This is a genomic window from Pirellulales bacterium, from assembly GCA_019636335.1.
Taxonomy (GTDB): Bacteria; Planctomycetota; Planctomycetia; order Pirellulales; family JAEUIK01; genus JAHBXR01.
The window spans coordinates 439,271-462,828 of record JAHBXR010000001.1; the positions used below are offsets into that span (position 1 = coordinate 439,271).

General features: G+C 64.0%; 16 protein-coding genes. 7 read left to right on the top strand and 9 right to left on the bottom strand.

Annotation, left to right across the window (positions count from 1 at the left end; genetic code table 11):
- Positions 1 to 62: 62 nt before the first annotated feature.
- From KF708_01835 to ruvB, 4 genes are all read left to right on the top strand, one after another.
- A complete protein-coding gene (locus KF708_01835; GenBank protein MBX3411429.1) occupies positions 63 to 1,922 on the top strand; it encodes a hypothetical protein in 1,860 nt (619 codons plus the stop codon).
- 219 nt (positions 1,923 to 2,141) lie between these two features.
- Positions 2,142 to 3,263, top strand: a complete 1,122-nt coding sequence (locus KF708_01840; GenBank protein MBX3411430.1) for a fatty acid desaturase — start codon at positions 2,142 to 2,144, stop codon at positions 3,261 to 3,263.
- 433 nt (positions 3,264 to 3,696) lie between these two features.
- Positions 3,697 to 4,050, top strand: coding sequence for a hypothetical protein (locus KF708_01845; protein ID MBX3411431.1), 354 nt, complete (start codon positions 3,697 to 3,699; stop codon positions 4,048 to 4,050).
- A 158-nt stretch (positions 4,051 to 4,208) separates the two neighbouring features.
- Positions 4,209 to 5,285, top strand: coding sequence for a Holliday junction branch migration DNA helicase RuvB (ruvB, locus tag KF708_01850; GenBank protein ID MBX3411432.1), 1,077 nt, complete (start codon positions 4,209 to 4,211; stop codon positions 5,283 to 5,285).
- An 8-nt stretch (positions 5,286 to 5,293) separates the two neighbouring features.
- Here ruvB and tpx read toward each other — a convergent pair whose 3' ends face one another.
- Entirely contained in the window at positions 5,294 to 5,812 is a 519-nt protein-coding gene (gene tpx, locus KF708_01855) for a thiol peroxidase (protein MBX3411433.1), read from the bottom strand.
- A gap of 570 nt (positions 5,813 to 6,382) precedes the next feature.
- On the opposite strand from tpx, the gene KF708_01860 reads away from it, so the two are divergent.
- Entirely contained in the window at positions 6,383 to 6,760 is a 378-nt protein-coding gene (locus KF708_01860) for an STAS domain-containing protein (protein ID MBX3411434.1), read from the top strand.
- A 195-nt stretch (positions 6,761 to 6,955) separates the two neighbouring features.
- Here the strand turns inward: KF708_01860 and KF708_01865 are convergent, their stop codons facing one another.
- The 6 genes from KF708_01865 to KF708_01890 all read right to left on the bottom strand — a co-directional run bounded on the left by KF708_01865 (position 6,956) and on the right by KF708_01890 (position 14,009).
- Complete coding sequence (locus KF708_01865; GenBank protein MBX3411435.1) at positions 6,956 to 7,204, bottom strand: BON domain-containing protein; 249 nt, start codon at positions 7,202 to 7,204, stop codon at positions 6,956 to 6,958.
- Positions 7,205 to 7,426: 222 nt separating this feature from the next.
- Positions 7,427 to 8,863: a M48 family metalloprotease gene (locus tag KF708_01870; protein ID MBX3411436.1), complete on the bottom strand. Its 1,437-nt coding sequence runs from the start codon at positions 8,861 to 8,863 to the stop codon at positions 7,427 to 7,429.
- A 105-nt stretch (positions 8,864 to 8,968) separates the two neighbouring features.
- The gene (locus KF708_01875; GenBank protein ID MBX3411437.1) at positions 8,969 to 9,364 is read right to left on the bottom strand and encodes a hypothetical protein; all 396 of its coding nucleotides are present in this window, start codon (positions 9,362 to 9,364) and stop codon (positions 8,969 to 8,971) included.
- A gap of 88 nt (positions 9,365 to 9,452) precedes the next feature.
- Positions 9,453 to 11,081, bottom strand: a complete 1,629-nt coding sequence (gene serA, locus KF708_01880) for a phosphoglycerate dehydrogenase (protein ID MBX3411438.1) — start codon at positions 11,079 to 11,081, stop codon at positions 9,453 to 9,455.
- Positions 11,082 to 11,301: 220 nt separating this feature from the next.
- Positions 11,302 to 12,459: an alanine--glyoxylate aminotransferase family protein gene (locus KF708_01885; GenBank protein MBX3411439.1), complete on the bottom strand. Its 1,158-nt coding sequence runs from the start codon at positions 12,457 to 12,459 to the stop codon at positions 11,302 to 11,304.
- 233 nt (positions 12,460 to 12,692) lie between these two features.
- Complete coding sequence (locus tag KF708_01890; GenBank protein ID MBX3411440.1) at positions 12,693 to 14,009, bottom strand: Gfo/Idh/MocA family oxidoreductase; 1,317 nt, start codon at positions 14,007 to 14,009, stop codon at positions 12,693 to 12,695.
- Positions 14,010 to 14,129: 120 nt separating this feature from the next.
- On the opposite strand from KF708_01890, the gene KF708_01895 reads away from it, so the two are divergent.
- Positions 14,130 to 15,131, top strand: a complete 1,002-nt coding sequence (locus KF708_01895; protein ID MBX3411441.1) for a Gfo/Idh/MocA family oxidoreductase — start codon at positions 14,130 to 14,132, stop codon at positions 15,129 to 15,131.
- 418 nt (positions 15,132 to 15,549) lie between these two features.
- Entirely contained in the window at positions 15,550 to 16,572 is a 1,023-nt protein-coding gene (locus KF708_01900; protein MBX3411442.1) for an isopenicillin N synthase family oxygenase, read from the top strand.
- A gap of 12 nt (positions 16,573 to 16,584) precedes the next feature.
- Here the strand turns inward: KF708_01900 and KF708_01905 are convergent, their stop codons facing one another.
- Positions 16,585 to 19,974: an efflux RND transporter permease subunit gene (locus KF708_01905; GenBank protein ID MBX3411443.1), complete on the bottom strand. Its 3,390-nt coding sequence runs from the start codon at positions 19,972 to 19,974 to the stop codon at positions 16,585 to 16,587.
- A 9-nt stretch (positions 19,975 to 19,983) separates the two neighbouring features.
- A complete protein-coding gene (locus KF708_01910) occupies positions 19,984 to 23,553 on the bottom strand; it encodes an efflux RND transporter permease subunit (protein MBX3411444.1) in 3,570 nt (1,189 codons plus the stop codon).
- Positions 23,554 to 23,558: the final 5 nt, after the last annotated feature.

Below are 23,558 nucleotides of genomic sequence, written 5' to 3' on the forward strand. Positions count from 1 at the left end.
GTGAATCGCGCGTACTGGTTGGGGCCGCGACAAGATACGCAGAACGAGAGAGGTGACCACGTATGAAGGCGGCTCGTGGACTCTGGCACTGGTGCGCTCCCTGGTGTGCGCTGATTCTCTTGTTCGTTGCGCTGGGGGGGCGCGCGGCCCGCGCCGCGGACGATGCTCCCTCGCTGGCCCGACTGGTGCCGGCCGACGCCGGGCTCTACATCGAATTCGATGACCTGGTCAGTCATGCAAGCGACTTCTTCGAGGGGGAGTTCCACAAGCGCTTGATCGAACTACCGCCGCTGGCCAAGTGGCGGCAAGAGAACCAGATTCCCATCGGATCGATCATCGAGGCCCTCTCGCGGCAATTGGGAGTCTCGGCCGACGAGTTCAAGCAAAAGCTGCTCGGCCGCAAGGCGGCCGTCGCGGTGTGGCCAGGAGCTGGCGCGCCGGCCGGTGGATTGTTCCTGCTCGAAGCGGCCGACCAGAAACTGCTCGAGCGCGCTATGCTGGCGCTGGCCGATGCGCATCGCCGAGTCGGCGACTTGAAGCAGGAAGGCGAATTGGAACACGCGGGGAGCAAGTACCGCGTTCGCACGCTCGATCGCGGCGAAAATAACCTGAGCATCTACGTCGCTACGCTCGGTCCCATCGGGGTGCTCACCGGCAGCGAAGCGGTGATGCACCAGGTGCTCGAGTTGCATGCCGCCACGGAAGTAAATGAAAAAAGTCTGGCGGGCACGCGCCCCTTCGCGGTAGGAAGTGCCCGCTGGAAAGAAAACGCCGCGGTGAAAAAGTTCGTCAATCCGCGATCGTTCGAGGAGCAGATGGTTGCCGAGCTCGACCGCGTGGCCGACGATGCGGGCGTGGAAAGCGAAGCGCCGTTCCTGCGCCAGGCGATCGTCGAGGCGTGGCGCGCCTCGGACTATTGGGTCACTTCGATCGAGGTCGGGCCGCGCGTGGCGGTCGATAGCTTCTTCCATCTCGACCGACAGCGCATTCCGGCGGCGCTGCAGAGGGTGATCGACAGCCTCGGGGGGGAGGCGACTTTTCTCCGCCGTGTGCCGAACCATGCGTTCTTCGCTTTTGCCGGCCGGGTGAATCTAGGGCATCTCAGCTCGCTGTTTCTCGCCGCGAGCGATCTGGAGAATTTCGAAGAAGTGCGCGACATGGCGCAGGGCCTGCTCCTGGGGCTCGACCTGTTCGACGACGTGCTGACGAGCCTCGGGCCCGACATGGGCGCCTACCTCGCCTCGCGCGAGAGTGATGCCGCCGATGGAGAGCGACAACTCGACCTGGTGCTTGGTGTCGAGGTGCAAGAACGCGAGGAGGGGGACGATCGCCCTCAAGCATCGACCGCGCTCAAATCGGGCCTGCGCACCGTCATGACGCTGGGTGCCAACTTCATCAACCAGGATCGCGATGAAGACGAGGTGCAAGCCGAGGTGCGCATGGTCGAGATCGAAGGCGTGAAGTTGACATCGCTCGAGGGAGCGGGCGACCGCCTGCCCGGCAGCCTGCCGGGGGGACTGATGGCGACCTATGGATTCGTCGACCGCTATCTCCTGTTTGGCTCGTCGATCGAGGCCGTGTCGCTAAGTCTGCATGATCGTGGAACGGATTCCCTGGCCGAGTCGCCGGAGATTGCCCGCGTGTTGGGGAGCACCATGTCGCCTCCCAGCCAGGTACTCTTCATTCGCTGCGATGAATTTCGCGAGTTTCTGGAGTCGAACCGCGGTTTCTTCGCTTCGGTCGTGTCGATGACGCGCGGACTCGATCGTCAAACGACGCAGCGCAGCCTCGATCAACTGGCCGACGTGCTCAAGCTGGCTGAAACAATCGCCCTGGCGGCGAGCTTCGAAGAGAACGGTCTGCACATCTCGATCGAGCTCGATACGGCAGAAGAGCTGCCCATGTCATCGCAGGGAGAGTAGGCCCCGCCCCTCCAGGCAATGAGATAGCGATATAGCGCGAGTGCTTTGCTCGGACGTCATTTCCAAGCCGCACTGGTCGCCGCAGCCCGTCAATTCCACGTCTTGTGCCTAATCGAGCCAGGCACCACCCGACTGCAGTCGACAGGAGGGTCGTCCGATAATGTGGGTACTTGCACCGCCTTGGTAGCGGACTCTTCCGATTTTTTCGGGCAAGTTCCCATGTTACGCCGCATTGACGCACAGCATTCGTTTTCGTTGGCCGAGGCCCGGGCCCTAGTCGCCGACCTGTTCGAGCCGAAGGCCTGGATCTATTGGGTCGACTTTCTCGTCTCCGATGCGATCGCCTTCGGCAGCCTGTTGGCGATGAACTACCTGCTGCTGTTTACCGAGTTCAGTGCAGGCCAGGCCGTGCTCTGGGCGGGGCTGTACGTGGCGTGCGGCCTGGCGGCCTATCGGGCCTCGCTATTTACCCACGAGTTGTCGCATTTGCGGAGCGATTCGTTCAAGGCGTTTCGCGTGGCGTGGAACGTGGGGTTCGGCATTCCGCTGCTGATGCCCTCGTTTCTCTACCACACGCACCTGTCGCACCACTCACGGCGCGAGTTCGGCACTGCCGACGATGGCGAGTATCTGCCGTTTGCGTATGGTTCACGGTGGAATTGGATCATGATGCTGGGCGAGCCGTTCGTGCTGCCCCTCATCGCACTCGGGCGTTTTCTGATCCTGGCGCCGCTCTCGTGGATGATTCCGCCGTTTCGCCGATGGCTGATGCGGCATGCCTCGTCGATGGTGGTGGCGCCGACCTACGTGCGGCCCGAGCCCTCGGCGGCGGAACTGCGCTGGTGGCGGATACAAGAGGTGGCCTGTTTCGTCGCGGCCTTGGGCACCGTGATGGCGGTGGCGACAGGTCGCATCCCCGTCATCGTGATCGTGCAAACCTATTCGATCGCGTTCTTCGTGCTGATGATCAATGCGATCCGCTCCTTGGGTGCCCACCGTTATCGCTATGGATACGAACCGTCGACCTTTCAGGAGCAGGTGCTCGATTCGGTGAATTTCCCCCACAACTGGCTACTGGGACCGCTCTGGGCGCCGGTGGGATTGCGCTACCATGCCACGCATCACTTGTTTCCCTCGATGCCCTACCACGCGTTGGGTGAGGCACATCGCCGGCTGATGACCCAATTACCGGCCGACCACCCCTACCGCCAGACCGAAGCCCCCGGGCTGTGGTCGGTCATCTTCGACATCTGGACCGCGCGAAATCGGCGCGAGGCCGAACCGGCCGGCCGGGACGTAGCCCCGTCGCGGTCGAATCGCGTCCCGACGCAGGCGTTCTAGGCGCGCGCTAGTACTCTATCTCAGGGGTAGGTCGCCCCCTTCGAGTCGCTCCAGCGCGGCTCATTTTCTTGGATCCGCGAACCTGCAACGCGGACGCCTGACGGACCTGAACTTTTCAGGCTGGCGATTCTGTGATCGCCGACGGCTCGGGCGGGTGTCGAACTGCCCGGCGTGCGTTCCGATTCTGACGGTTGTGACGTGGGTTCTGGCTTGGCGGCCCGCAAGACCGTAAGGATTGCCTTGTAAGAAAATTCCCCGCTACGCGAAATGTTTCGCAGAACCGCCTGTTTTGCGCAAGTGGTGTATTTTATAGGGGAAACAGACCGATCCTCACTTGGCCCCCCGACGTGTCTCCCGCCTTCCCCCAGCCCCAGGTGACCACGTGACCAAGACGACCAAGAAGAGCGGCTCGAAGGAAACTGGTTCTGTAGCGATCGATCGTCGTGCCAAGGCGTCCGCGGAACGTCGGGCGAGCAAGGATCGTCGTTCTCGTACCGAGCCGGTGGCCGTCGAGCGTCGTCAGCTCGAACGCCGCGCGAAGGTCAGCCGTCGTCGTCAGATCGACCCCACCACCTGCGAACGGGACTACTCGGTGGACGAGGTCGAATTCATGCGAGCGCTCGAACAGTACAAGCGCACCAGCGGCCGCATGTTCCCCACCTGTAGCGAGGTACTCGAGGTCCTGCGTGGCCTGGGCTACGAAAAGGTGAGCGGCGTGCAGCGTCCAGCGGCCTTGGTCGAAGGGGCGACGCCAAGCGACGCCGAAGCTGGCGAGAGCGAAGAGTAAGTCTGGCCGTCATACCCGCGTGTAGTAGGGCCCGCCGCCGTTTGCCCTTCGGCGCTTTGGGCGGTGTTTGGTATATTGCCCCAGTCTACAAGTGTTCACCGCCAGAGCGGCCCCTGCGCTCCTCTGGCGCGTGAATCACCGACCCCGGGCGATGTACGATGCCACGCGAGCCAATTCTCAAATCGAGTGATTCTCTTCCCGAGGTTGCCGCGACCGCCAAGAGCTGGCGGTCGCTGGAACTCGACAGCGAGTTCGACATCAGCCTGCGTCCGCAGCGAATGCGCGACATGGTGGGGCAGCGCGAGGTCTACGCGCGGATCGAGATCGCCATCGACGCCGCGTCCAAACGAGGCGAGACGTTGGGGCACATCCTCTTCGACGGACCGCCGGGACTGGGGAAGACCACCTTTGCCACGGTCATTCCGCGCGATCTGGGAGTCTCGTTTCAGATCGCCAGCGGCGCGGTGCTGACGGCGCCCAAGGACCTGGTGCCTTACCTCACCAACGCCGAGGAGGGCTCGGTCCTGTTCATCGACGAGATCCATCGGCTGCCGAAGGCGGTTGAAGAGTTTCTCTATCCGGCGATGGAGGATTTCCGCATCGACATCGCGCTGGGCGAAGGGGTGAACGCCCGGACGATCAACATGCCGCTCAAGCCCTTCACGCTGATCGGGGCGACAACGCGGACCGGACTGCTCTCGGCGCCGCTGCGCGACCGCTTCCAAATGCGGGAGCATCTCGATTTCTACACGGTCGCCGAATTAGCCGAGATCGTGCGGCGTAACGCCACCAAGCTGCGGGCACCGATCGCCGCCGACGCGAGCCTCGAGATCGCCTCGCGCAGCCGCGGCACGCCACGCCTGGCGAACAACCGGCTACGCTGGGTGCGCGATTACGCCACGAGCAAAGCCGACGGCGCCATCACGCGCGAGCTCGCCAACGCCGCGCTCGACATGCAGGGCATCGATCAGCTTGGTCTCGACAAGCAGGATCGCAGCCTGTTGGAGACGATTGCCCGTGTCTTTGGCGGTGGCCCCGTCGGCATCGAGGCGCTGGCGCACACACTGAATACGGCGGTAGACACGCTCTCGGACGAAGTCGAGCCGTATCTCTTGCGCAGCGAACTGGTGATTCGCACGCCCCGTGGCCGCCGCTTGACGGCCAAGGGCTACGACCATCTCGGCCTGCCCGGCACGGCACAGGCCGACGATGGTCAGCAGTTGCTCTTTGGCTGAGGTGTGATTTAGAGCAGGCCGCGCAGTGCCGTCAGAGCGGCTTCGTAGTTCGGCTCGCTGGCGACTTCTTGCACCTGCTCGGCGTAGACGACCTTGCCCTCCTTGTCGAGCACGAAGGTGCCGCGGGCGAGGATCTTCAATTCCTCGATCAGCATGCCCCAGTTCTCGCCGAAGCTGCGGGTCTGATAGTCGCTGGCCGATTGCAGGTTGGTAATGCCTTCGGCGCCGCAGAAGCGGTTTTGGGCGAAGGGGAGGTCGAGACTGACCGTCAGGGCGTTGATCTTATCGCCCAGGGCGCCCAGTTCTTGGTTGAAGCGGCGGGTCTGCGTCTGGCAGACGGGCGTGTCGAGCGAGGGGACCACGCTGATGATCGTCGGCTTCCCCTTCAGGTCGTCGGGGGTGAGGGTCTTCAGGCCGTCCTTGAAGTAGTGCAGCGTGAACGGGGGAGCGGGACTTCCCACCTTCACCGCCTCGCCGGCCAGGGTCATCGGGTTGCCTTTGAACGTGACGGCGCCAGATCGCGACATGGGAAATTTCCTCGCTCGATTTGCGTTGGGGGCTCGGCTCGAATCGTTGCCGTAGTATCGCGCATCTCGGGAAACGTGCAACCCTCTGCCATGCCCCGCCACGATTCCATCCAGGGGGCAGTTTCGGACAGCCCCACGGTTCGTGGATGTCGAACGGCAATGGCTAGCAGGCTGCTGAAAAAGGTCCGTCGTGGCCTTTTTCAGCCTCGCGAAGTGCGGAGTTGAACTCCGCACCGCTCGCAAAAGAACGACTTCCGTCGCTATTTTGTGATCGCATCCAGGCGATCCTAGCAGGCTGCTGACTTTTTCAGCAGCCTGACAGCTCGTCACTGGCATTCACAACAAATCGAAGGAATTGGCGTGGGGGAATTGCCACTGGCTTTTCTGCCGCCTAAGCTGAGGGAACCTGTGGGCCTCGATACGGACAGGCTACCGGCATTCAATCACCTCTCGCCGGTTGCAGGCAGGAAGCGCACGCAGGTCGCTCCGCTTCAAAGGGGCGTGACTCGCAGGCGGTCTCATCATCGAGCGCACGTTCGTGCGTGGGGAAATTGGTTGAAGGAGCAACGTATGGTCGAGTTGGCCCGAGGTTGGTTGGCGGACATTGAACGAGGCCCTGACTGGCTCTTCGTCAGGCTGCAGAAGCCGGAATTTGCAGCCGACGACGCGCCCCCTTTGGCCGATAGCGTGTGGGAACTGCTCGAGCAGCACTTCGTGCATCGAGTGGTGGTCGAGATGGACCAGATCGAGTGGCTGCAAAGCTACCTGGTCGGCCAGCTTGTGCTGCTGCATCGCCGCGCCACGCAGCATGGCGGTATCGTGCGTTTGAGCGGACTTTCGCCCGCCAATCGCGATATCCTGGCCGGCTTGCGACTCGAGAACCGTTTTCCCTACTACGCGAACCGGGACGACGCCGTGCTGGGCTATCTGCCCAAGCAGCCTCGTTGACCGGCTCGTCGCGCGGGGACCATTCCATCGCGGTACGACGCCCCTGCCTGACATCTGCCAGGCACGAGGGGGGGTGCGCGCAGCGATCGTGCCGAGTGCGGCGAATTCGATCCACGCACATCGTACGACGCGGTCATGACGCGCGAGCGCAGACCGCCTCGTCGCCGTGCGTGGTGGTTGTGCAATTCGCTGGGCTTAGCGCCAGGTTACTTCCAGACGGTTGTCGATGGCGCCCACGCCGTCGATGCCGCGAAGCATCTCCTGGGCCATCTGCTTTTGATAGTAGGACTGCACCGTGCCACGCAGCACGACGCGCCCTTCGTGCGTCTCGATGCGCAACATACGACGCGGAAGATGAGGGTTCGATTCGAGGGCCACTAACACGCGCTGGTTCAGTTCCGCCGAGGCTCGATGGTCGAGCAACGAATCAACGAAAGTGGTCATGAAATGCCCTATGAGGACGCCGCCGGGTGGGAAGGATTACAGCGCGATCCGGAGAGGCCGCGCCGGGGGGCTTGCGCCGCGATCCGCCGTGCCGGGAAGCTGGCGTTCGCAACGCAATGCACTCTGCCGAACAAGAAATCGGCAAAATGCTAGCTTGCTGTCTAGTGCTTCCCGTGAGAAGAGATAGGAATTCGCGGCGAGCCTGCCGGTCGTGCCGGTTGTTCAGATGATGCCCGCGGCCGTCGCGGCGGCGAGCGCCTGCGACAGTAAACCGCACAACACCGTGGCCAGCAGGACGATCGCCGCGGTGCGCAAACGTGCATGAAATCGGGCGGCGAAACGGGGCTCGGCGGCAGCGCGTTCGAGAAACTCGATCCGTCGCGCAATGCTCGCGTGCTGCCAACTCCGCGACGATCGAGACGTGCCGTTCAGGTAGGCCAGCTTCTCGAGCGCCGTGACGAACGGATGTACCGCCAGCGACGGTTCGCCGTGGCGATTGCACCAGGCGGCAGGCCCGCCACTGACTTCGACGGCGTAGAGATCGGCCTCGTGCTCGAGTCGTTGCGAGTAGGACCCCAAAAGCACGGCGAGGATGCCACCCAGCAGCACGATCGCCGTGAACCCGCCGGCGAGCGAATCGTCGACGCCGAGCGTGGCCGGCACGCCGGCAATCGCCTGAGCCATGCCGGGCAACCAGTATTCGACCGACCACCACACCGCCACCGGCGCGAGCACGATGAGCCCGCGCATCAGCAGGTGCCGGTAACGGACGTGTCCCAACTCGTGGCCGAAGACGGCGACCAATTCGTCGTCGTTGAAATGGGCCAGCAACCGGTCGCTGAGAAAGACGTAGCGCAACCGCCGCCAGATGCCGGTGACCGCGGCGTTGGCCACGGTCCCTTCGGTCCGCCACAGCAGAATCTCGGTCGGCAGGAAGCCGTTGGCCAGGGCGAGCGCTGTCAGACGCTCGCGCAAGGGGCCGGCAGGCAAGGGCTCGGTCTGCCAGACGGTGCGCAGCAAGAGCGGAAACAACAGAAATAGGGCCGCGATCGGCAGCCCGAACAGGGCCGCACCGAGCGGTTTGTCGAGCAAGTCTGGTTCGAGCACCCGGACCGTGTCGTGCAGCGTGAGGAAGATGAGCAGCGGTACCATCAAGAGGCCGAGCTGGTGGCGGGCCTGAAACAACAAATAGCCACCGCGGGTCCAGAGCGGAGTCGATTCGCCGGTCGCCGCGGTACGGGCCAGACGAATGGCCCGGTCGACCTCGTAGAAGGCGGCCCACGAGAGAAACAAGGGGAGGAGCAGGGGGGCCAGGATCAGCAGTTCGTCGACCAGCACGATATCGCCGAGCCCCCAGTCGGCGCGCACGACGCGGCTCCAGGAAAGGTAGTACTCGGTCGCCAGGGCGATGCCGAGCCACAGCATCCCATGCACCGTGCGCAAGCGACTGAAGCGCATGAGCAGTTGCCGGCGGCGATCGAAGTCGCGGCGCAGCCCGGCGGCGGTAACCCCCGCGGCGGCCGTCGCAAACAGCGAGACCACGGCCACCCCGGCCATGACGGCGATCAGGCGATACGATGCGCCGCCAACCGCCGTTTCGGGCGCGCTTTCAGCGAGCACGATGGTCGCCAGTACGGCCAGCGCAAGGGTCCACTGCATGACGTCGTCCGCATGGGAGAAGGTCCGGGCGCAGAAGGGGCCCGGGCAGAAGTTCCATGCTAGTCAGAGAGGACGCTACCGCCAAACAGGCTGGTGCGATGCCCCTTACGGCGAGGGGAGCAGGCCCCCGGCGCCCGAGGTGAGGGTCTCGATATTGCCCTGTACCGCGTCTTGAGCGGGCTGGGCAAGCAGCTTCAAAAAGACGCTCGGGCGAGGCTGTTGTGGTGGGGCTGGCTCGTCTGGAGTGCTTTCGTCCTTGGCCTCGGCTGCCGCCGTCGACTCCTCGGCCGGCTTCTCCTTCGACGCCCCTTCGGCCGGCATTTCTTCTTCGACTTCAACCTCGACGGCAACGGCTTCGACCTCCGCGCCGGCCTCATCGGCAGGAAGCTTCTGGACCGGCTTCTTGGGCGCGCCGAGAGGCGCCTTGGGCGGTCCGCTGGAACCGCAGCCTACGAGGGTCAGCAGGGCCAACGCCGCACACGCCAAGCCGAACGAACGCATGATCGACCTCTTCGCGAATCCGAAAGAACAGGCTGAATTCATGACGAGCAGCGTTTGCGGCCAACTCGTCGATCCCCAGAAGCGGGGCTTATCCTAGCATCCATGCCGGCATCTCGCCAGCTTGCGGAAGCTGAATGACGCTGACGCTTTCGATATCGGGGTGCCCCAGCACTTCTTCGAGTGCGGCGGCCGGCGGAGCGCTATCCAGATTCAGCACGCCGATGGCCTCGCCCCCCGGGCTCTCGCTCGCGCGGCCGACGGACATTTGCGCAATGTTCACGCGGTGCTTGCCGAAGATCGTGCCGACCGAACCGATGATGCCCGGCACGTCGTGGTGGGTGAAGATCAGCAGAATACCGTCGAGATAGGCCTCGAGCCGGTAATCGCCGAGTCGCACGAGACGTGCGAGCTTGCTGCCGAACAGGGTACCCGCGGCGATGTACTTCTTCGACTCGGTCTCGACCTCGACGGTGATCATCGAGCTGAAATCGCCGGTGTCCGAGCGCGACTCTTCGTAGAGTTTGATGCCGCGCTCGCGGAGCAGCACCTCGGCGTTGACGATGTTGATCTGTTGGGCGAGGGCATTGCGGAGCAGTCCGGCTGCGAAACTGGCGGTGATGAGCTTCGTGTCTTTGCTGGCGACTTCACCGCGGTAGATGAGGCGGCAGGCCTGCGGGGCGCCGCGTCCCATCTGGGCGTGCAGGATGCCCAGTCGATAGGCCACATCGAGAAACCCGCGCAGCCCGGCGAGCTTCTGCGGGTCGACGGGGGTCATGTTCACGGCATGGCGAATGGCGCCGGTGGTCAGGAAATCGACCAGCAGGGTGACGCCTTCGACCGCCACTTTGGCCTGAGCTTCTTCGGTGCTGGCGCCCAGGTGGGGCGTGCAGACCACCCCCGGCAGGCCGTAGAGGGGACTCTTCGTGCAGGGCTCTTCGGCGAAGACGTCGAGGGCGACACCGGCGATCCGGCCACTCTGCAGCCCCTCGACCAGCGCGGCTTCGTCGTAGATGCCCCCCCGGGCGCCGTTGATCAGACGCACGCCGGGCTTCAAGATCTCGAGCTGACGCTTGCCGATCAGGCCGCGCGTCTCTTCGGTCAAGGGGGTATGAACCGTGAGGAAGTCGACGTGAGGCAGCATGCCGTCGACGCTGGGGAAGATCTCGATGCCCAGTTCCTTGGCACGCTCGCTCGACAGGAAGGGATCGTAGCCGAGGACGCGCATCTCGAAGGCCCTTGCCCGAGCGGCGACGGCCTGACCGATGCGTCCCAGGCCGACGATGCCCAGGGTCTTGTCGGCCAACTGCGTGCCCATGTACTTGCCCCGGTCCCAGCGACCTTCGATCAGGCTCTGGTAGGCGGGGGCGATATTGCGCGCCATGGCCAGCATGAGGGCGATGGCGTGCTCGGCCGTGCTGAGGGTATTGCCCGTGGGCGTGTTCATCACGACGATGCCCAGCCGCGTGGCGGCGACCCCGTCGATGTTGTCGGTGCCGACTCCGGCACGGACGATCGCCTTGAGCCGCTGATTGCCTTCCAGGGCGTCGGCGGTGATCTTCACGCCGCTGCGGACGATGGCGCCGTCGAATTCGGCAAGCGCCTGGCGGAGATCATCTCCCTTGAGGCCGGTGCGCACTTCGTACTGGATGCCAGGAGCGGCATCGAGCAGATCGAGACCCTCTTTCGACAACGGATCGAGAACGATGACACGGGGCATGAGGCACTACGCGCTTGTCGCGCGCCAGAAAACAGAACTGCGTTGCGCGGCTACATCACCCGCGATCGGTGGCGTCGCCCGATCCCCCGTCAGGCAGGGAGCGGCGAGCGCGGTTTGGTCGCCCCGGCATTCCAACGCCGGGGGAGCCGCTTGGAAGAATGAAACAGTAACAGCGCGGCCGCCGAAGGCCAAGGACCCAAGTCGCGCGGTTACGGGGCAACTACGAAACCGCCGCCGAGCGGGCCTCGGCTAGTACCTGGCAGGCGGCCGCGGTGCTGGCGCCGAACTCGACGGGCCGTCCCAACTCGTCGAGCACCAACTCGATTGCCGAGAGGGTCGAGAGGATGTCCAACTCGTCGACGATGCCCATGTGGGCGATGCGGAAGATCTTGCCCTTGAGATCCCCCTGACCGCCGGCCACCTTGATGCCGAAACGGGATTCGAGCAACTTGGTGAACTTGGAACCATCGAGCCCCTCTGGGAAGCGAACGGCGGTGAGACCGTCGGCCGGACGCGCGGCGAAGGGCTCGAGACCGATCGCGGCCACCCCAGCGCGGGTGGCGCGGCTCAAGACCCGGGCACGCTCCCAGATCGCTTCCATGCCGGTGGCACGGATCAGCTTCAGGTTCTCGGCCAGCGCGGCGATCATCGTGTGCGCCGGGGTCCAAGGCGTATCGGGGCCATCCTTGATCTTCTTGCGATGCTGCTTGAGATCGAAGTAGTATGCCTGCGGCTTGATCGATTCGATCTGTTTCCAGGCGGCGTCGCTTACGGTGAGGAAGGCAAGCCCCGGGGGCATCATGAGCGCCTTTTGCGAGCCGACGACCAGAATGTCGATCCCCCAGGCCTCGGTGCGGCATTCCATGACGCCGGCGCCGCTGATGCCATCGACGACGAAGAGTGCCTTCGACGGTGCGACGACCTGCGCGATCGCCTTGACGTCGTGGCCGACACCCGTGCTGCTCTCCATCAACGTGCCGTACACGGCGACCGCATCGGGGTGCTTCTCGAGCAAGGTGGCCACGTCATCGGCGCGGACGGCCTCGCCCCATTCGACCTCATGCTTGACCACCTCAATGCCGTAGGCCTGGCAGATATTGACCCAGCGGTGGGCAAAGTTGCCGGCGTCGAGCACGATGGCCTTCCCGCCGCGCGGCACGACATTCGTCACGGCGGCCTCCATGGCGCCCGTGCCCGAACTGGCCAGGACGATCACGTCGGATGACGTTTGAAACACCTCTTTGAGCCCCTCGAGCACCTCGGCGAACAAGGCGCGAAACTCGGGCGTACGGTGGTGATTCACCTGCTTGGCCAAAACGAGCAGGGCTTCCTCGGGCACCTGGGTGGGACCGGGGGTCATCAAACGTTTCTTGAGCATGGACGAATCCTTGAAGGGGCTACCGCGTAGCCGGCTATTCAGCGACCGAGCGCCGGTCCGCCGATGTCTTGGGCAAGCGGGGCAATCCATCCTGACGATTGCAGCCCGCAATTCCTCTCGCCAGGGGGCATTTTATCTCTGCCGTGGAACTTTGACGATGGGGTCTTGGCGAAGCAGTTCGACGCGCACCGCTCCCCCCGGGGGACACGAAGATCAGGGGAAAAGTTCGCCCGCTAGGCGGTCGGCAGCTCGAAGCCGGTTCGGCGGGGACGGTCGAGCAGGGCGTTGGCTTGCTCGTCTCCCTCGAACATTTCGCGTTTGGGGTCCCACTGCAGGGGGCGACCGATCTCGCGGGTGATGTTCGCCAGGTGGCAGACGCTCACCGAACGGTGGCCGATTTCGACGTCGGCCACGGGCAACTCGCGCGAGCGGATGCAGTCGAGCCAGTTCTGCATGTGCCAACGCGCCTGCCAGAGGGCGAGCTCGTCGCTCCACTTGCGTTCTTCTTCGGCCACGTTGACCTGCTTGTTCAACTCGGCGGCGATCTCGGGGGGATTCGAGCTGAACTTGTTGCGATTGATTTCGAGCTTGCCCTTCTCGCAGATGAAGACGGCGCCCCCCATGGGGCCGCGACCTGGCTCGATCACGAAGTTGACCGGCACGCCGCTGGCATACTTCATGGCGACCTGGCCGTGTGGGCCCTCGGAGAGGGGCTTCATTTCCACCGGACCCGTGTCGTCCATACCCAGGGCCCATTGGATCTGGTCGATGCCGTGCGCACCCCAATTGGTCATCTCGCCGCCGGAGAAGTCGCGCCAGCGCATCCAACCCATCCAGGCCTGGTTGTAGGGACGCATGGTTGATTGATTCAGCCAGACGTTCCAATCGAAGTTGGGGGGCAACTCTTGTTCGGCGGGATTCTCGGCCGGCGAGGCCTCGGGTCCGGTGTAGTTGATGGCGCGGACCTCGAGCACCTTGCCCAGCCCGCCGCTACGGACGAGCTCGCACGCCACGCGGTTCATCTCCATCGAACGCTGTTGCGAGCCGACCTGCAGCACGCGGTTGTGCTTGCGGACCGCGTCGACCAGCGCGCGACCTTCGCGCACGTAGAGGGTGAGGGGCTTTTCAGCGTAGACATCCTTGCCGGCCTGGCAAGCATGGATGCAGGGAAGGACGCGTTGAAATTCGCCCGTGGCCACGATCACGGCATCGACATCATTGCGCTCGAGCACGTGGCGATAGTCTTGATACGTGGTCCAATCGGCCCCCTTCTTCGCTTTGAACGCCTCGGCCCGTGGCAGGTTGCAATCCGAGAGGGCCACGATCTGCCCCTCCTCGGGAAGTTGCTCGAGCAGGAGCGACGCTCGCCCACCGACGCCGATCGCCCCGACGCGAATGCGGTCGTTCGCACCGGGCTTGCCGGGCGCCGCCAGCACGTGCCGCGGAATGATCGTGGGCATGCCCCAGGCGCCGGCGGCCAGGGCGGCCGAGGCGCCGAGGAACTGGCGACGAGTCGTGAGCTGCGAACGTACGGTGGGCGTCTTGTGCATGGCGGTGGGCGATCCGAAACGAGGCGTGATTTTGCGTTCCCCCGAGTCTGCGAGTATATCAGGGGAGCGGTCGGGGGGTACCTTTTTGCCGGACGGCCGCCCCTTTCCAATGCGAGAATCATGTCGCGAAGAATTCGTTGGGGAATCCTGGGAACGGCGACCATTGCCCGTGAGGCCGTGATCCCGGCCCTGCTGCGCGAACCGCACAACGCCAACTCGCAAGTCGCGGCCATCGCCTCGCGCGATTTGGAAAAGGCGCGCCGCGCGGCGGCGCAGTTCGGCATCGAGCGTGCGTACGGTTCTTACGAAGAACTGCTCATCGATACCTCGATCGACGCGGTCTACGTTCCGCTGCCGAATCATTTGCACGTGCCCTATGCTCTTCGTGCGTTGGAATGTGGGAAACACGTCCTGTGCGAGAAGCCGCTGGCCTGCACGGCGGACGAAGCGGAGCGGCTCGTGGCGGCCGCACAGTGTTTTCCGCATCTGAAGGTGATGGAGGCGTTCATGTACCGCCACCATCCACAATGGCATTGGGCGAAAGAGGTCGTGTCGAGTGGCGTGTTCGGACCGCTGCGCAGGGTCGAAATGAGCTTCACGTTCTTCGACGATAATCCGGCCAGCATTCTGCACCATGCCGAATGGGGAGGCGGGGCGCTGCTCGATATCGGCTGCTACGGCGTGTCGCTGGCGAGGTTTCTGTTCGGCGCCGAGCCGCTCAGCGTGCGCGGAAGGGAGCAGATCGATCCGCGGTTTGGCGTGGATCGCCTCACCGAGGGCACGCTTGAATTCGCAGCCGGCAGAGCGAACCTCCGCGCGGCGACGAACGAGGAGTTTTCGCAGCGGATGATCGCGCACGGCGAACTGGGCTGGCTCGAGCTCGAGACTCCATTTCTGCCCCCCGCCGACCGGCCCTGTGTGGGGCGACTGCGCAGGGGTGATCGCGTGGAAATACGCGAGTTCGGGCCGTGCGATCAGTACGGCATTCAGGCCGATCTGTTCGTGCAGGCGATCGTTGAAGACTTGTCCGTGCCAACGCCGCTTGCCGATGGGCTGGCGAATATGCGGGTTATCGACGCAATTGTGCGCAGCGCAAGGAATGGGCAGTCGGAACAGCCGTAAACGGCGGAGCAGTCTTGCGTATGGCCAGTTGGCGAGTCGGTGGGAGCTACTTGCTCGGTCGGGACTTGCTCGGGGCGACCGTCTTTTTGTCCTTGGGCTGCTTGGGCTTCTTCTTTTCTTTACGGATGTCTTTGCTACCCATGTCGGCGTGACCTGCTTGTTGATGATTTGACCTGCGTCCGAAGTGGCGCGGCAGGCGAGCGTTCCGTAATCTAGCGTGTGGTACGATTTCGACAACACTATGTGCGCAGCATGTCCTGATGGATGACCATGCGGCACCGACTTCCAGGCGGATTGCTTACGTTGCGGAGTGCGCCGGTAGGTTGCTTGACGACCTCGCGCCGAATGACTCGAATTCAACTACGTTACTTCTCCTGTTTTCGTTGAATCGATCCTGAAACGATTGCAGCACAACCGTATGACTACTTCGAACGCGGCTGGCGAGTTTTCTCACGTCCCTATCGTCGATGTGGCGCCACTCGTGGCGAATTCTGCCGGGCAAGGGGCCGTGGCCGAGCAATTGGGCGCCGCCTGCCGCGAGTGTGGGTTCTTCTATGTCGTGGGGCATGGGATCGAGCCGCGTCTGTTTGTGCAGCTCGAGGAGTTGAGCCGGCAGTTCTTTGCGTTGCCCACGGCCCAAAAGCAGGCAATCGCCATGTCGCGTGGCGGGCGGGCGTGGCGCGGGTACTTTGCCGTGGGAGATGAGCTCACCTCGGGCAAGCCCGATCAAAAAGAGGGGCTCTACTTCGGCGCGGAGTTGCCGGCCGATCATGCCGAAGTGTTGGCGGGCACGCCGCTGCATGGGGCGAACCTGTTTCCCGACGTGCCGGGCTTTCGCGAGGTGGTGCTGGAGTACGTGGGGGCGCTTACGGAGTTGGGGCACGCGCTGATGACGGGCATGTCGCTGAGCCTGGGGCTCGAGGCCGATTACTTCGCGCGCCGCTACACGCGCGATCCGCTGGTGCTGTTTCGCATCTTCAACTATCCGTGGTCGCCACCGCCGGCTGGCACGGACGAAGCCCGCTGGGGGGTCGGCGAGCATACCGACTACGGCCTGCTCACCATGCTCTGGCAGGACAGCACCGGCGGCTTGCAGGTGAAGAGCCGCAGTCGTTGGATCGACGCGCCGCCGATTCCCGGCTCGTTCATCTGCAATATCGGCGACATGCTGGATAGCCTTACGCGAGGCATCTATCGCAGCACGCCTCATCGCGTATTGAACATGGCGCAGCGAGACCGGCTGTCGTTTCCGTTCTTCTTCGATCCGAACTTCCGCGCGGAGATCCGCCCCATCGAAGAGCTGGCCGGTCATGAGATCGAGGATGATCGCGACGAGCGTTGGGACCGCGCGAGCGTCCACCACCTGAGCGGCACGTATGGGGACTACGTGCTGAACAAGGTGTCGAAGGTCTTTCCGCAGTTGCGCAGCGAAGTGATGTGACGGGCCGGCGCGTCAGTGCGGGACGTCGCCATCGTGGCCTAGCGCGGCCATGTAGGGGAGCGCATCGGGATCTTCGTCTCCGTCATCCTCGTCTTCCGTATGCGGTCGGTGGGCGTTGATCCATTCGATCACATAGTAGAAGACCGGCGTGAGAAAGATGCCGAAGACGGTCACGCCCAGCATGCCGCCGAAGACGGCCGTGCCGAGGGTACGGCGCATCTCGGCGCCGGCGCCGTGCGAAAGGATCAGCGGCACGACGCCGATGATGAAGGCCAGCGACGTCATGACGATGGGGCGGAGGCGGAGCTTGCAGGCCTCGAGGGTGGCCTCGCGCACGCTGACCCCCCGTTCGCGCTCGGCCTTGGCGAACTCGACAATGAGGATCGCGTTCTTGCACGCCAGGCCGATGAGCACGACGAAGCCGACCTGCGTGAAGATATTCACGTCGAGGCTGGCAAATAGCACCGCCGCGACCGAGCAGAGCAGGCACATCGGCACTACCAGAATCACGGCCAGCGGCAGGGCCCAGCTTTCGTACTGCGCGGCCAGCACGAGAAACACGAGCACGACGGCCAGGGCGAAGACGATCATCGCCGTGTTGCCGGTCTGAAGCTGCAAGAGGGCCAGCTCGGTCCATTCGGCGCGCATCATGCGGGGCAGGTTGGCCTTGGCGACCTGTTCCATTTCGGTCAGGGCCTGACCGGTGCTCACCCCCTGTTCGGCGGCGCCGTTGATGGGGGCGGCGCGATACAGGTTGTAGCGCGTGATGACGGTCGGCCCTTGCACGTCGCGCACGTCGCTGAACGCGGAGAGGGGGACCATGTTGCCCTCGGCGTTGCGAATCTTGAGTTGCTTGAGATCCTCGATCTGGTTGCGGAAATCGGGCCCGGCCTGGACGTTGACCTGCCAGGTGCGGCCGAAACGGTTGAAGTCGTTGACGTAGAGGGAACCGAGATAGACCTGCAGCGTGTTGAAGACGTCGGCCATGTTCAGGCCCATCCGTTTCGCCGCGGTGCGGTCGATATCGAGATAGAGCCAGGGGCTGTTCGCGCGGAAGCTGGAGAAGAGATCGCGCAGCCCCGGCGTTTTGTCCCCCTCCTGCACGATGCGCTCGGCGACGTTTTGCAGCGTCTCGCTGCCGGCGTCGCCGCGATCTTCGATCACGATCTTGAATCCGCCCGCGGTGCCCAGGCCGTCGACCGGCGGCGCGCCGAAGACGTTGACGGTTCCTTCGCCGATGGCGTTCTTCACGGCGTCTTGCAGTTGCGCGGCGATGACGTCGCCGGTGAGTCCCTTTTCAACGCGATGCTCGAAGGTGTCGAGCATCACATACATGGCGCCGAAGTTGGGAGACGAGGCATTCAACAAGATCGATTGACCGGCGATGGCCACGGTGTGTCGCACGCCGGGAATGGTGGCGGCGATCTTTTCGATCTGCAGCACCGTTTGCTGGGTGCGCTGCAGCGAGGCCGAGTCGGGGAGTTGCACGTTGACGAGCAGGTAGCCTTTGTCTTGCGGCGGAATGAAGCCCTTCGGCGCGGCGACGAAGCTCTGCCAGGTGAGCAGCAGCAGGCCGCCATAGACGAAGAGCACGATCAGGCTGACGCGCAAGAGTCCGCCGACGACGCGGGTGTAGACGCTGGTCGCGCGGTCGAAGACGCGATTGAAGGCGCGGAAGCCCGCCCCCAACAGACGGTTGAGCCAGGGGGCGGCGAACCATCCCACGATGGCCCCCAGGAGGACGGCAATCCAAGGCCAGTAGTCGATCCATCCCGCGGCGACCGGGGCCTCGCCAGGGGCGTGCCCCGCGGCGAACCCGCGTGCGACGAGTTCCCAGCCCAACCAGGCGCCGGCGATGGGAAACGCGATGCGCGGCAGAGGGGGCGTGGCCTCGTTGCCGCGCGGACGGAGCAGAATGGCGGTGAGGGCGGGGCTGAGGGTCAACGAATTGAACGCTGAAATCACGGTCGACACGGCGATCGTCAGCGCGAATTGCCGGAAGAACTGCCCGGTGATGCCGGAGATGAACGCGCAGGGGACGAACACCGCGCTCAGCACGAGTCCCACGGCGATCACCGGCCCGGAAACCTGTTGCATTGCCCGAACCGTGGCGTCGCGCGGCGAGAGTCCGTGCTCGATATGATGCTCGACCGCTTCCACGACCACGATCGCGTCGTCCACCACGATCCCGATGGCGAGCACCAGGCCGAAAAGCGTCAGGTTATTCAGGCTGAAGCCGATGGCCGCCATGGCCGCGAACGTGCCGACCACGGCCACGGGCACGGCCACCAACGGAATGATGGCCGAGCGCCAGTTCTGCAGGAACACGAGCACCACGATGGCCACCAGGATGATGGCGTCGCGCAGCGTCTTGAACACTTCGTTGATTGATTCCTCGATGAACGGGGTCGTGTCGTAGACGATCGAATACTCGACTCCCGTCGGAAAACGATCTTTCAACTCGGCCATCTTCTCGCGGACCAGTTGGGCGACGTCGAGGGCGTTCGAGCCGGGCAACTGATAGATGGAGAGGGCGACGGAAGGCTGTCCGTCGAGCGTACACGATTGGTTGTAGACGAGCGCGCCCAACTCGATATTGCCGACGTCGCGCAGCCGCACGAAACGGCCTTCGGCGTCGGCCTTGAGAATGATCTCGCCGAATTGCTCGACGTCGATCAGGCGCCCCATCGTGCTCATCGTGAACTGGAAGACCTGTCCCGACTCGACCGGGGGCTGGCCGATCTGGCCGGCGGCCACCTGGGTGTTCTGCTGCTCGATGGCGCGGACCACATCGGTGGTGGTCAGCCCGCGGTAGGCCATTTTTTCGGGATCGAGCCAGAAACGCATGCTGTAGTCGCGCTGGCCGATGTAGGTGATGTCGCCCACCCCTTCGAGGCGCGAAAGTTCATCCTTGAGCTGAATCGTGGCGTAGTTGCTCAGGTAGAGATTGTCGCGCGAATCGTCGGGCGAGAAGAGGTTGACGATCATCAGCACGCTGGGGGACTTCTTCTTCACCATGATGCCGCGTCGCTGCACGAGATCGGGCAACGTCGGCTGGGCCAGCGAGACACGGTTCTGCACCAGCACCTGGGCCATGTTCAGATCGACGCCATGCTTGAACGTGACGGTCAGCGTGTAGACGCCGTCGTTCGTACACTGCGACGACATGTACAGCATGTTCTCGACGCCGTTCACCTGCTGCTCGATCGGCGCGGCGACCGTGTCGGCCACGACCTGGGCGTTCGCGCCGGGGTAGACGGCCGAGACCTCGACCGTCGGCGGCGTGATCTCGGGATACTGCGCGATCGGCAAGGCGATGAGCGCGACGCCCCCGGCCAGGGTGATGATGATCGACAACACCGAGGCGAAGATCGGTCGGTTGATGAAGAATTGCGAGAACAAGCCGTTACCTCATTTGGAACGCGGCGCGGTGGAGACGCTGCTGCCGGCGTCGGCCTGCGTGGCGAACTCTCCGGAAGAATCGCTCGCCTGCCTGGATTCGTCGTGCGACTCGTTGGCGATCCGCAGGATCTTCGGGCGCGGTAGCGTTTTGCGCCGCAGGGGCACTCGGGCCAGGCTCGCCACGCGGCGGGCCGTCGCGCCGGCCAGACGGCGGACCGGCCGCAGGCTGAGCGTGCCGAGCACCAGGGCGTTGAACTTGCGCAGCCGCGGCGAAGCAAACAGCTTCGTGTGACTCAGGTAGTCGATCGTGTAGAAGAAGACGGGGGTAAGCACGAGCCCGAACAGGGTGACGCCCAACATGCCGCTGAAGACGGCCACGCCCAGGGCTTTGCGCATCTCGGCGCCTGCGCCGTTCGAGATGATGAGGGGCACGACCCCCAGGATGAACGCCAGCGAGGTCATGACGATCGGTCGCAAGCGCAAGCGGCAGGCGGCCAGGGTCGCCTCGAAGCGGGGCACCCCGGCGACGCGCTGTTGCTTGGCGAACTCGACGATGAGGATCGCGTTCTTGCTGGCGAGCCCCACCAGCACGACGAAGCCGATGCGCGTGAAGATATTGACGTCCAGGCGGGCGATGCTCACGCCGATCAAGGCGCTGAGCAGGCACATGGGCACGACGAGAATCACCGCCAGCGGCAGCGACCAGCTCTCGTACTGCGCGGCGAGCACGAGAAAGACCATCACCACGGCAAAGCCGAAGATGACGGTCGCCGTGTTGCCGGCCAGCAGCTCGAGGTAGGACATGTCGGTCCACTCGAAGCTCATGTTGCGCGGCAAGGTGTTCTTGGCCAGGGTCTCCATGATGGCGATGGCCTGGTTCGAACTGACGCCGGGGGCCGCGGCGCCGTTGATGGCGGCGGCCGGATACATGTTGTAGCGCGTCAGCACCATGGGGCCGTTCACTTCCTGCACGGTCGCCAGTGACCCGAGCGGCACCATCACCCCTTCGGCGTTGCGCACTTTTAACTTCGAGATGTACTCGGGGCGGTCGCGGAATTGGGGATCGGCCTGGATGATGACCTGCCAGGTGCGGCCGAACTTGTTGAAGTCGTTGACGTACAGCGAGCCTTGATACATGCGCAGCACGTTGGCGAAATCGGCCGCGTAGACGTGACGCAGAATCGCTTGCGAGCGATTGAATCGCACGTAGTACTGCGGCACGTTCGCCCGGAAAGAGGAGAAGAGCGTCTGCAGGCCGGGCGTCTCGTTGCCGAGCTTGACCAGCCGCTCAGTTTCTTCCTGGAGCACCTGCGGCCCGACGTCGCCGCGGTCCTCGATCATGATGCTGAAGCCGCCGGCCCGACCGACGCCACGAATCGGGGGCGGCGGGAAGACCTGGATGTTCGCCCCCTTGATCTGCGCGCCAAACTCCTTGCGCAGGTAATTGGCCACCGCTTCGCTCGAAAGTTCAGGCGTGCGGCGGTGGTGATAATCTTGCAGGTTGACGAACATCGAACCGAAGTTCGAACCAAACGCCTGCAACACGAACGACTGGCCCGTGATCCCCGAGCAGTGCTTGACCCCTTCGTGCTGGCGGGCGATCTCGACCATCTGATCGATGACCGTCTGGGTACGCTCGAGCGAGGCGGAGTCGGGCAACTGTACGCTGCAGAGCAGATAGCCCATGTCTTGCGAGGGGATGAACCCCTTGGGAGTGGCGACAAAGCGCCACCAGGTGACGCCGAGCAGGCCCCCGTAGATCAACAGGCAGATCAGGCTGGCGCGCAAGACTCGCCGCACGACCGCGGTGTAGACGTTGGTCGTGAATTGGAAGGCGCGATTGAAGCCGCGGAAAAACCAGCTCAACAACCGATTCGATGGTCCCGCGAGCAGGGCTCCGACGAGCGCTCCGCCGAGGACCAGGATCGTGGGTGCAAGCCACGAGGCGAAGCCCGGGCTTGCGCTGGCGCTATCGATCAGCCAGAGGCGGGTACGTTCGTCGTAAAGATACCAGGCCAACCAGGCACCACCGATCGGAAAGCAGAGCCAGGGCAGGGGGGGCGCCGCGTGCTTGTCGTGACGCTTGAGCAGCACGGCCGTCAGGGCCGGACTGAGCGTGAGCGAATTGAAGGCCGAGATGATCGTCGACACGGCGATCGTCATGGCGAACTGGCGGAAAAATTGCCCGGTGATGCCGGAGATGAACGCGCAGGGGACGAACACGGCGCTCAGCACGAGCCCCACGGCGATCACGGGTCCGGAGACTTGCTCCATGGCCTTGATCGTGGCCTGGCGCGGCGAGAGCCCATGCTCGATATGATGCTCGACCGCTTCGACCACGACGATGGCGTCATCCACCACGATGCCGATCGCCAGCACCAGGCCGAAGAGTGTCAGGTTGTTCAAGCTGAACCCGAAGACCGCCATGGCGGCGAACGTGCCGACGATCGCCACCGGCACCGCCACGAGCGGGATCAAGGCCGAACGCCAGTTCTGTAGAAAGAGCAGCACCACGAGGGCCACGAGCACGATAGCATCGCGCAGCGAGTTGATTACCTCGCGGATCGATTCGCGTGTGTAGGGCACGGTGGTAAAGCCGACGTCGTAAGCGAGCCCCTCGGGAAAGGTCTCGCTCAGCTCCTTCATCTTGGCCATGACCAGGTCGTGCGTCTCGAGCGCGTTCGCGTCGGGACGTTGGAAAATCGCCAGGAAGACCGTCGGCTGGCCATCCATGCTGTTGTTGACGTCGACGCTCTTGGCGGCCAATTCGACCCGGGCCACGTCGCGAATGCGGACCGTGCGCCCCTCGGAGTCCGCCTTGATGATGATCTGCTCGAAATCCTCGACCTCGTCGAGACGCCCTAGCGTGCTGAGCGTAATTTGCAGGTTTTGATCGTCGGGAGATGGCTGCTGACCGATGGCGCCGCTGGCCACCGGGGTGTTTTGCTCTCGGATGGCCGCGGCCACGTCGGCCGGCGTCAGGTTGCGCGCGGCGAGTTTTTCGGGATCGAGCCAGATGCGCATGCTGTAATCGCGCTGGCCGAAGACGTTCACGTCTCCCACACCTTCGACACGGGCGATTTCGTCTTTAATCTGCAGCACGACATAATTGCTCAAATAGAGCTGATCGTAGCGGCGGTCGGGGGAGAAGACCGCCAGGCCCATCAAGATGTCGGGCGAACGCTTGCGCGTGCTGACGCCGGTCTGCTTGATGACGTCGGGCAGGGCGGGGACGGCCAGGCTGACACGGTTCTGCACCAGCACCTGCGCCATGTCGACGTCGACGCCGTTTTGGAACGTCACCGACAGGTTGTACTGCCCGTCGTTCGTGCAAGTCGACGACATGTACATCATGCCTTCGACGCCGTTGACCTGCTGCTCGATCGGCGCGGCCACGGCCTGCGCGACGTCGCGGGCACTCGCCCCGGGATAGGAACAGCTCACCGACACCGTGGGGGGCGAGACCTGTGGAAACTGTGCCACGGGCAGCGTCCACAGCGCCACGGCTCCCGCCAACGTGATCACGATCGACAGCACCGCGGCAAAGATCGGGCGATCGATGAAGAAGCGTGAAATCACGGCTG

Bases quoted from the DNA above. Each gene is read 5' to 3' on its own strand.
- KF708_01835 (MBX3411429.1), top strand. From the start codon at position 63: ATGAAGGCGGCTCGTGGACTCTGGCACTGGTGCGCTCCCTGGTGTGCG.
- KF708_01840 (MBX3411430.1), top strand. From the start codon at position 2,142: ATGTTACGCCGCATTGACGCACAGCATTCGTTTTCGTTGGCCGAGGCC.
- ruvB (MBX3411432.1), top strand. From the start codon at position 4,209: ATGCCACGCGAGCCAATTCTCAAATCGAGTGATTCTCTTCCCGAGGTT.
- tpx (MBX3411433.1), bottom strand. From the start codon at position 5,812: ATGTCGCGATCTGGCGCCGTCACGTTCAAAGGCAACCCGATGACCCTG.
- KF708_01860 (MBX3411434.1), top strand. From the start codon at position 6,383: ATGGTCGAGTTGGCCCGAGGTTGGTTGGCGGACATTGAACGAGGCCCT.
- KF708_01865 (MBX3411435.1), bottom strand. From the start codon at position 7,204: ATGACCACTTTCGTTGATTCGTTGCTCGACCATCGAGCCTCGGCGGAA.
- KF708_01870 (MBX3411436.1), bottom strand. From the start codon at position 8,863: ATGCAGTGGACCCTTGCGCTGGCCGTACTGGCGACCATCGTGCTCGCT.
- KF708_01875 (MBX3411437.1), bottom strand. From the start codon at position 9,364: ATGCGTTCGTTCGGCTTGGCGTGTGCGGCGTTGGCCCTGCTGACCCTC.
- serA (MBX3411438.1), bottom strand. From the start codon at position 11,081: ATGCCCCGTGTCATCGTTCTCGATCCGTTGTCGAAAGAGGGTCTCGAT.
- KF708_01885 (MBX3411439.1), bottom strand. From the start codon at position 12,459: ATGCTCAAGAAACGTTTGATGACCCCCGGTCCCACCCAGGTGCCCGAG.
- KF708_01890 (MBX3411440.1), bottom strand. From the start codon at position 14,009: ATGCACAAGACGCCCACCGTACGTTCGCAGCTCACGACTCGTCGCCAG.
- KF708_01895 (MBX3411441.1), top strand. From the start codon at position 14,130: ATGTCGCGAAGAATTCGTTGGGGAATCCTGGGAACGGCGACCATTGCC.
- KF708_01900 (MBX3411442.1), top strand. From the start codon at position 15,550: ATGACTACTTCGAACGCGGCTGGCGAGTTTTCTCACGTCCCTATCGTC.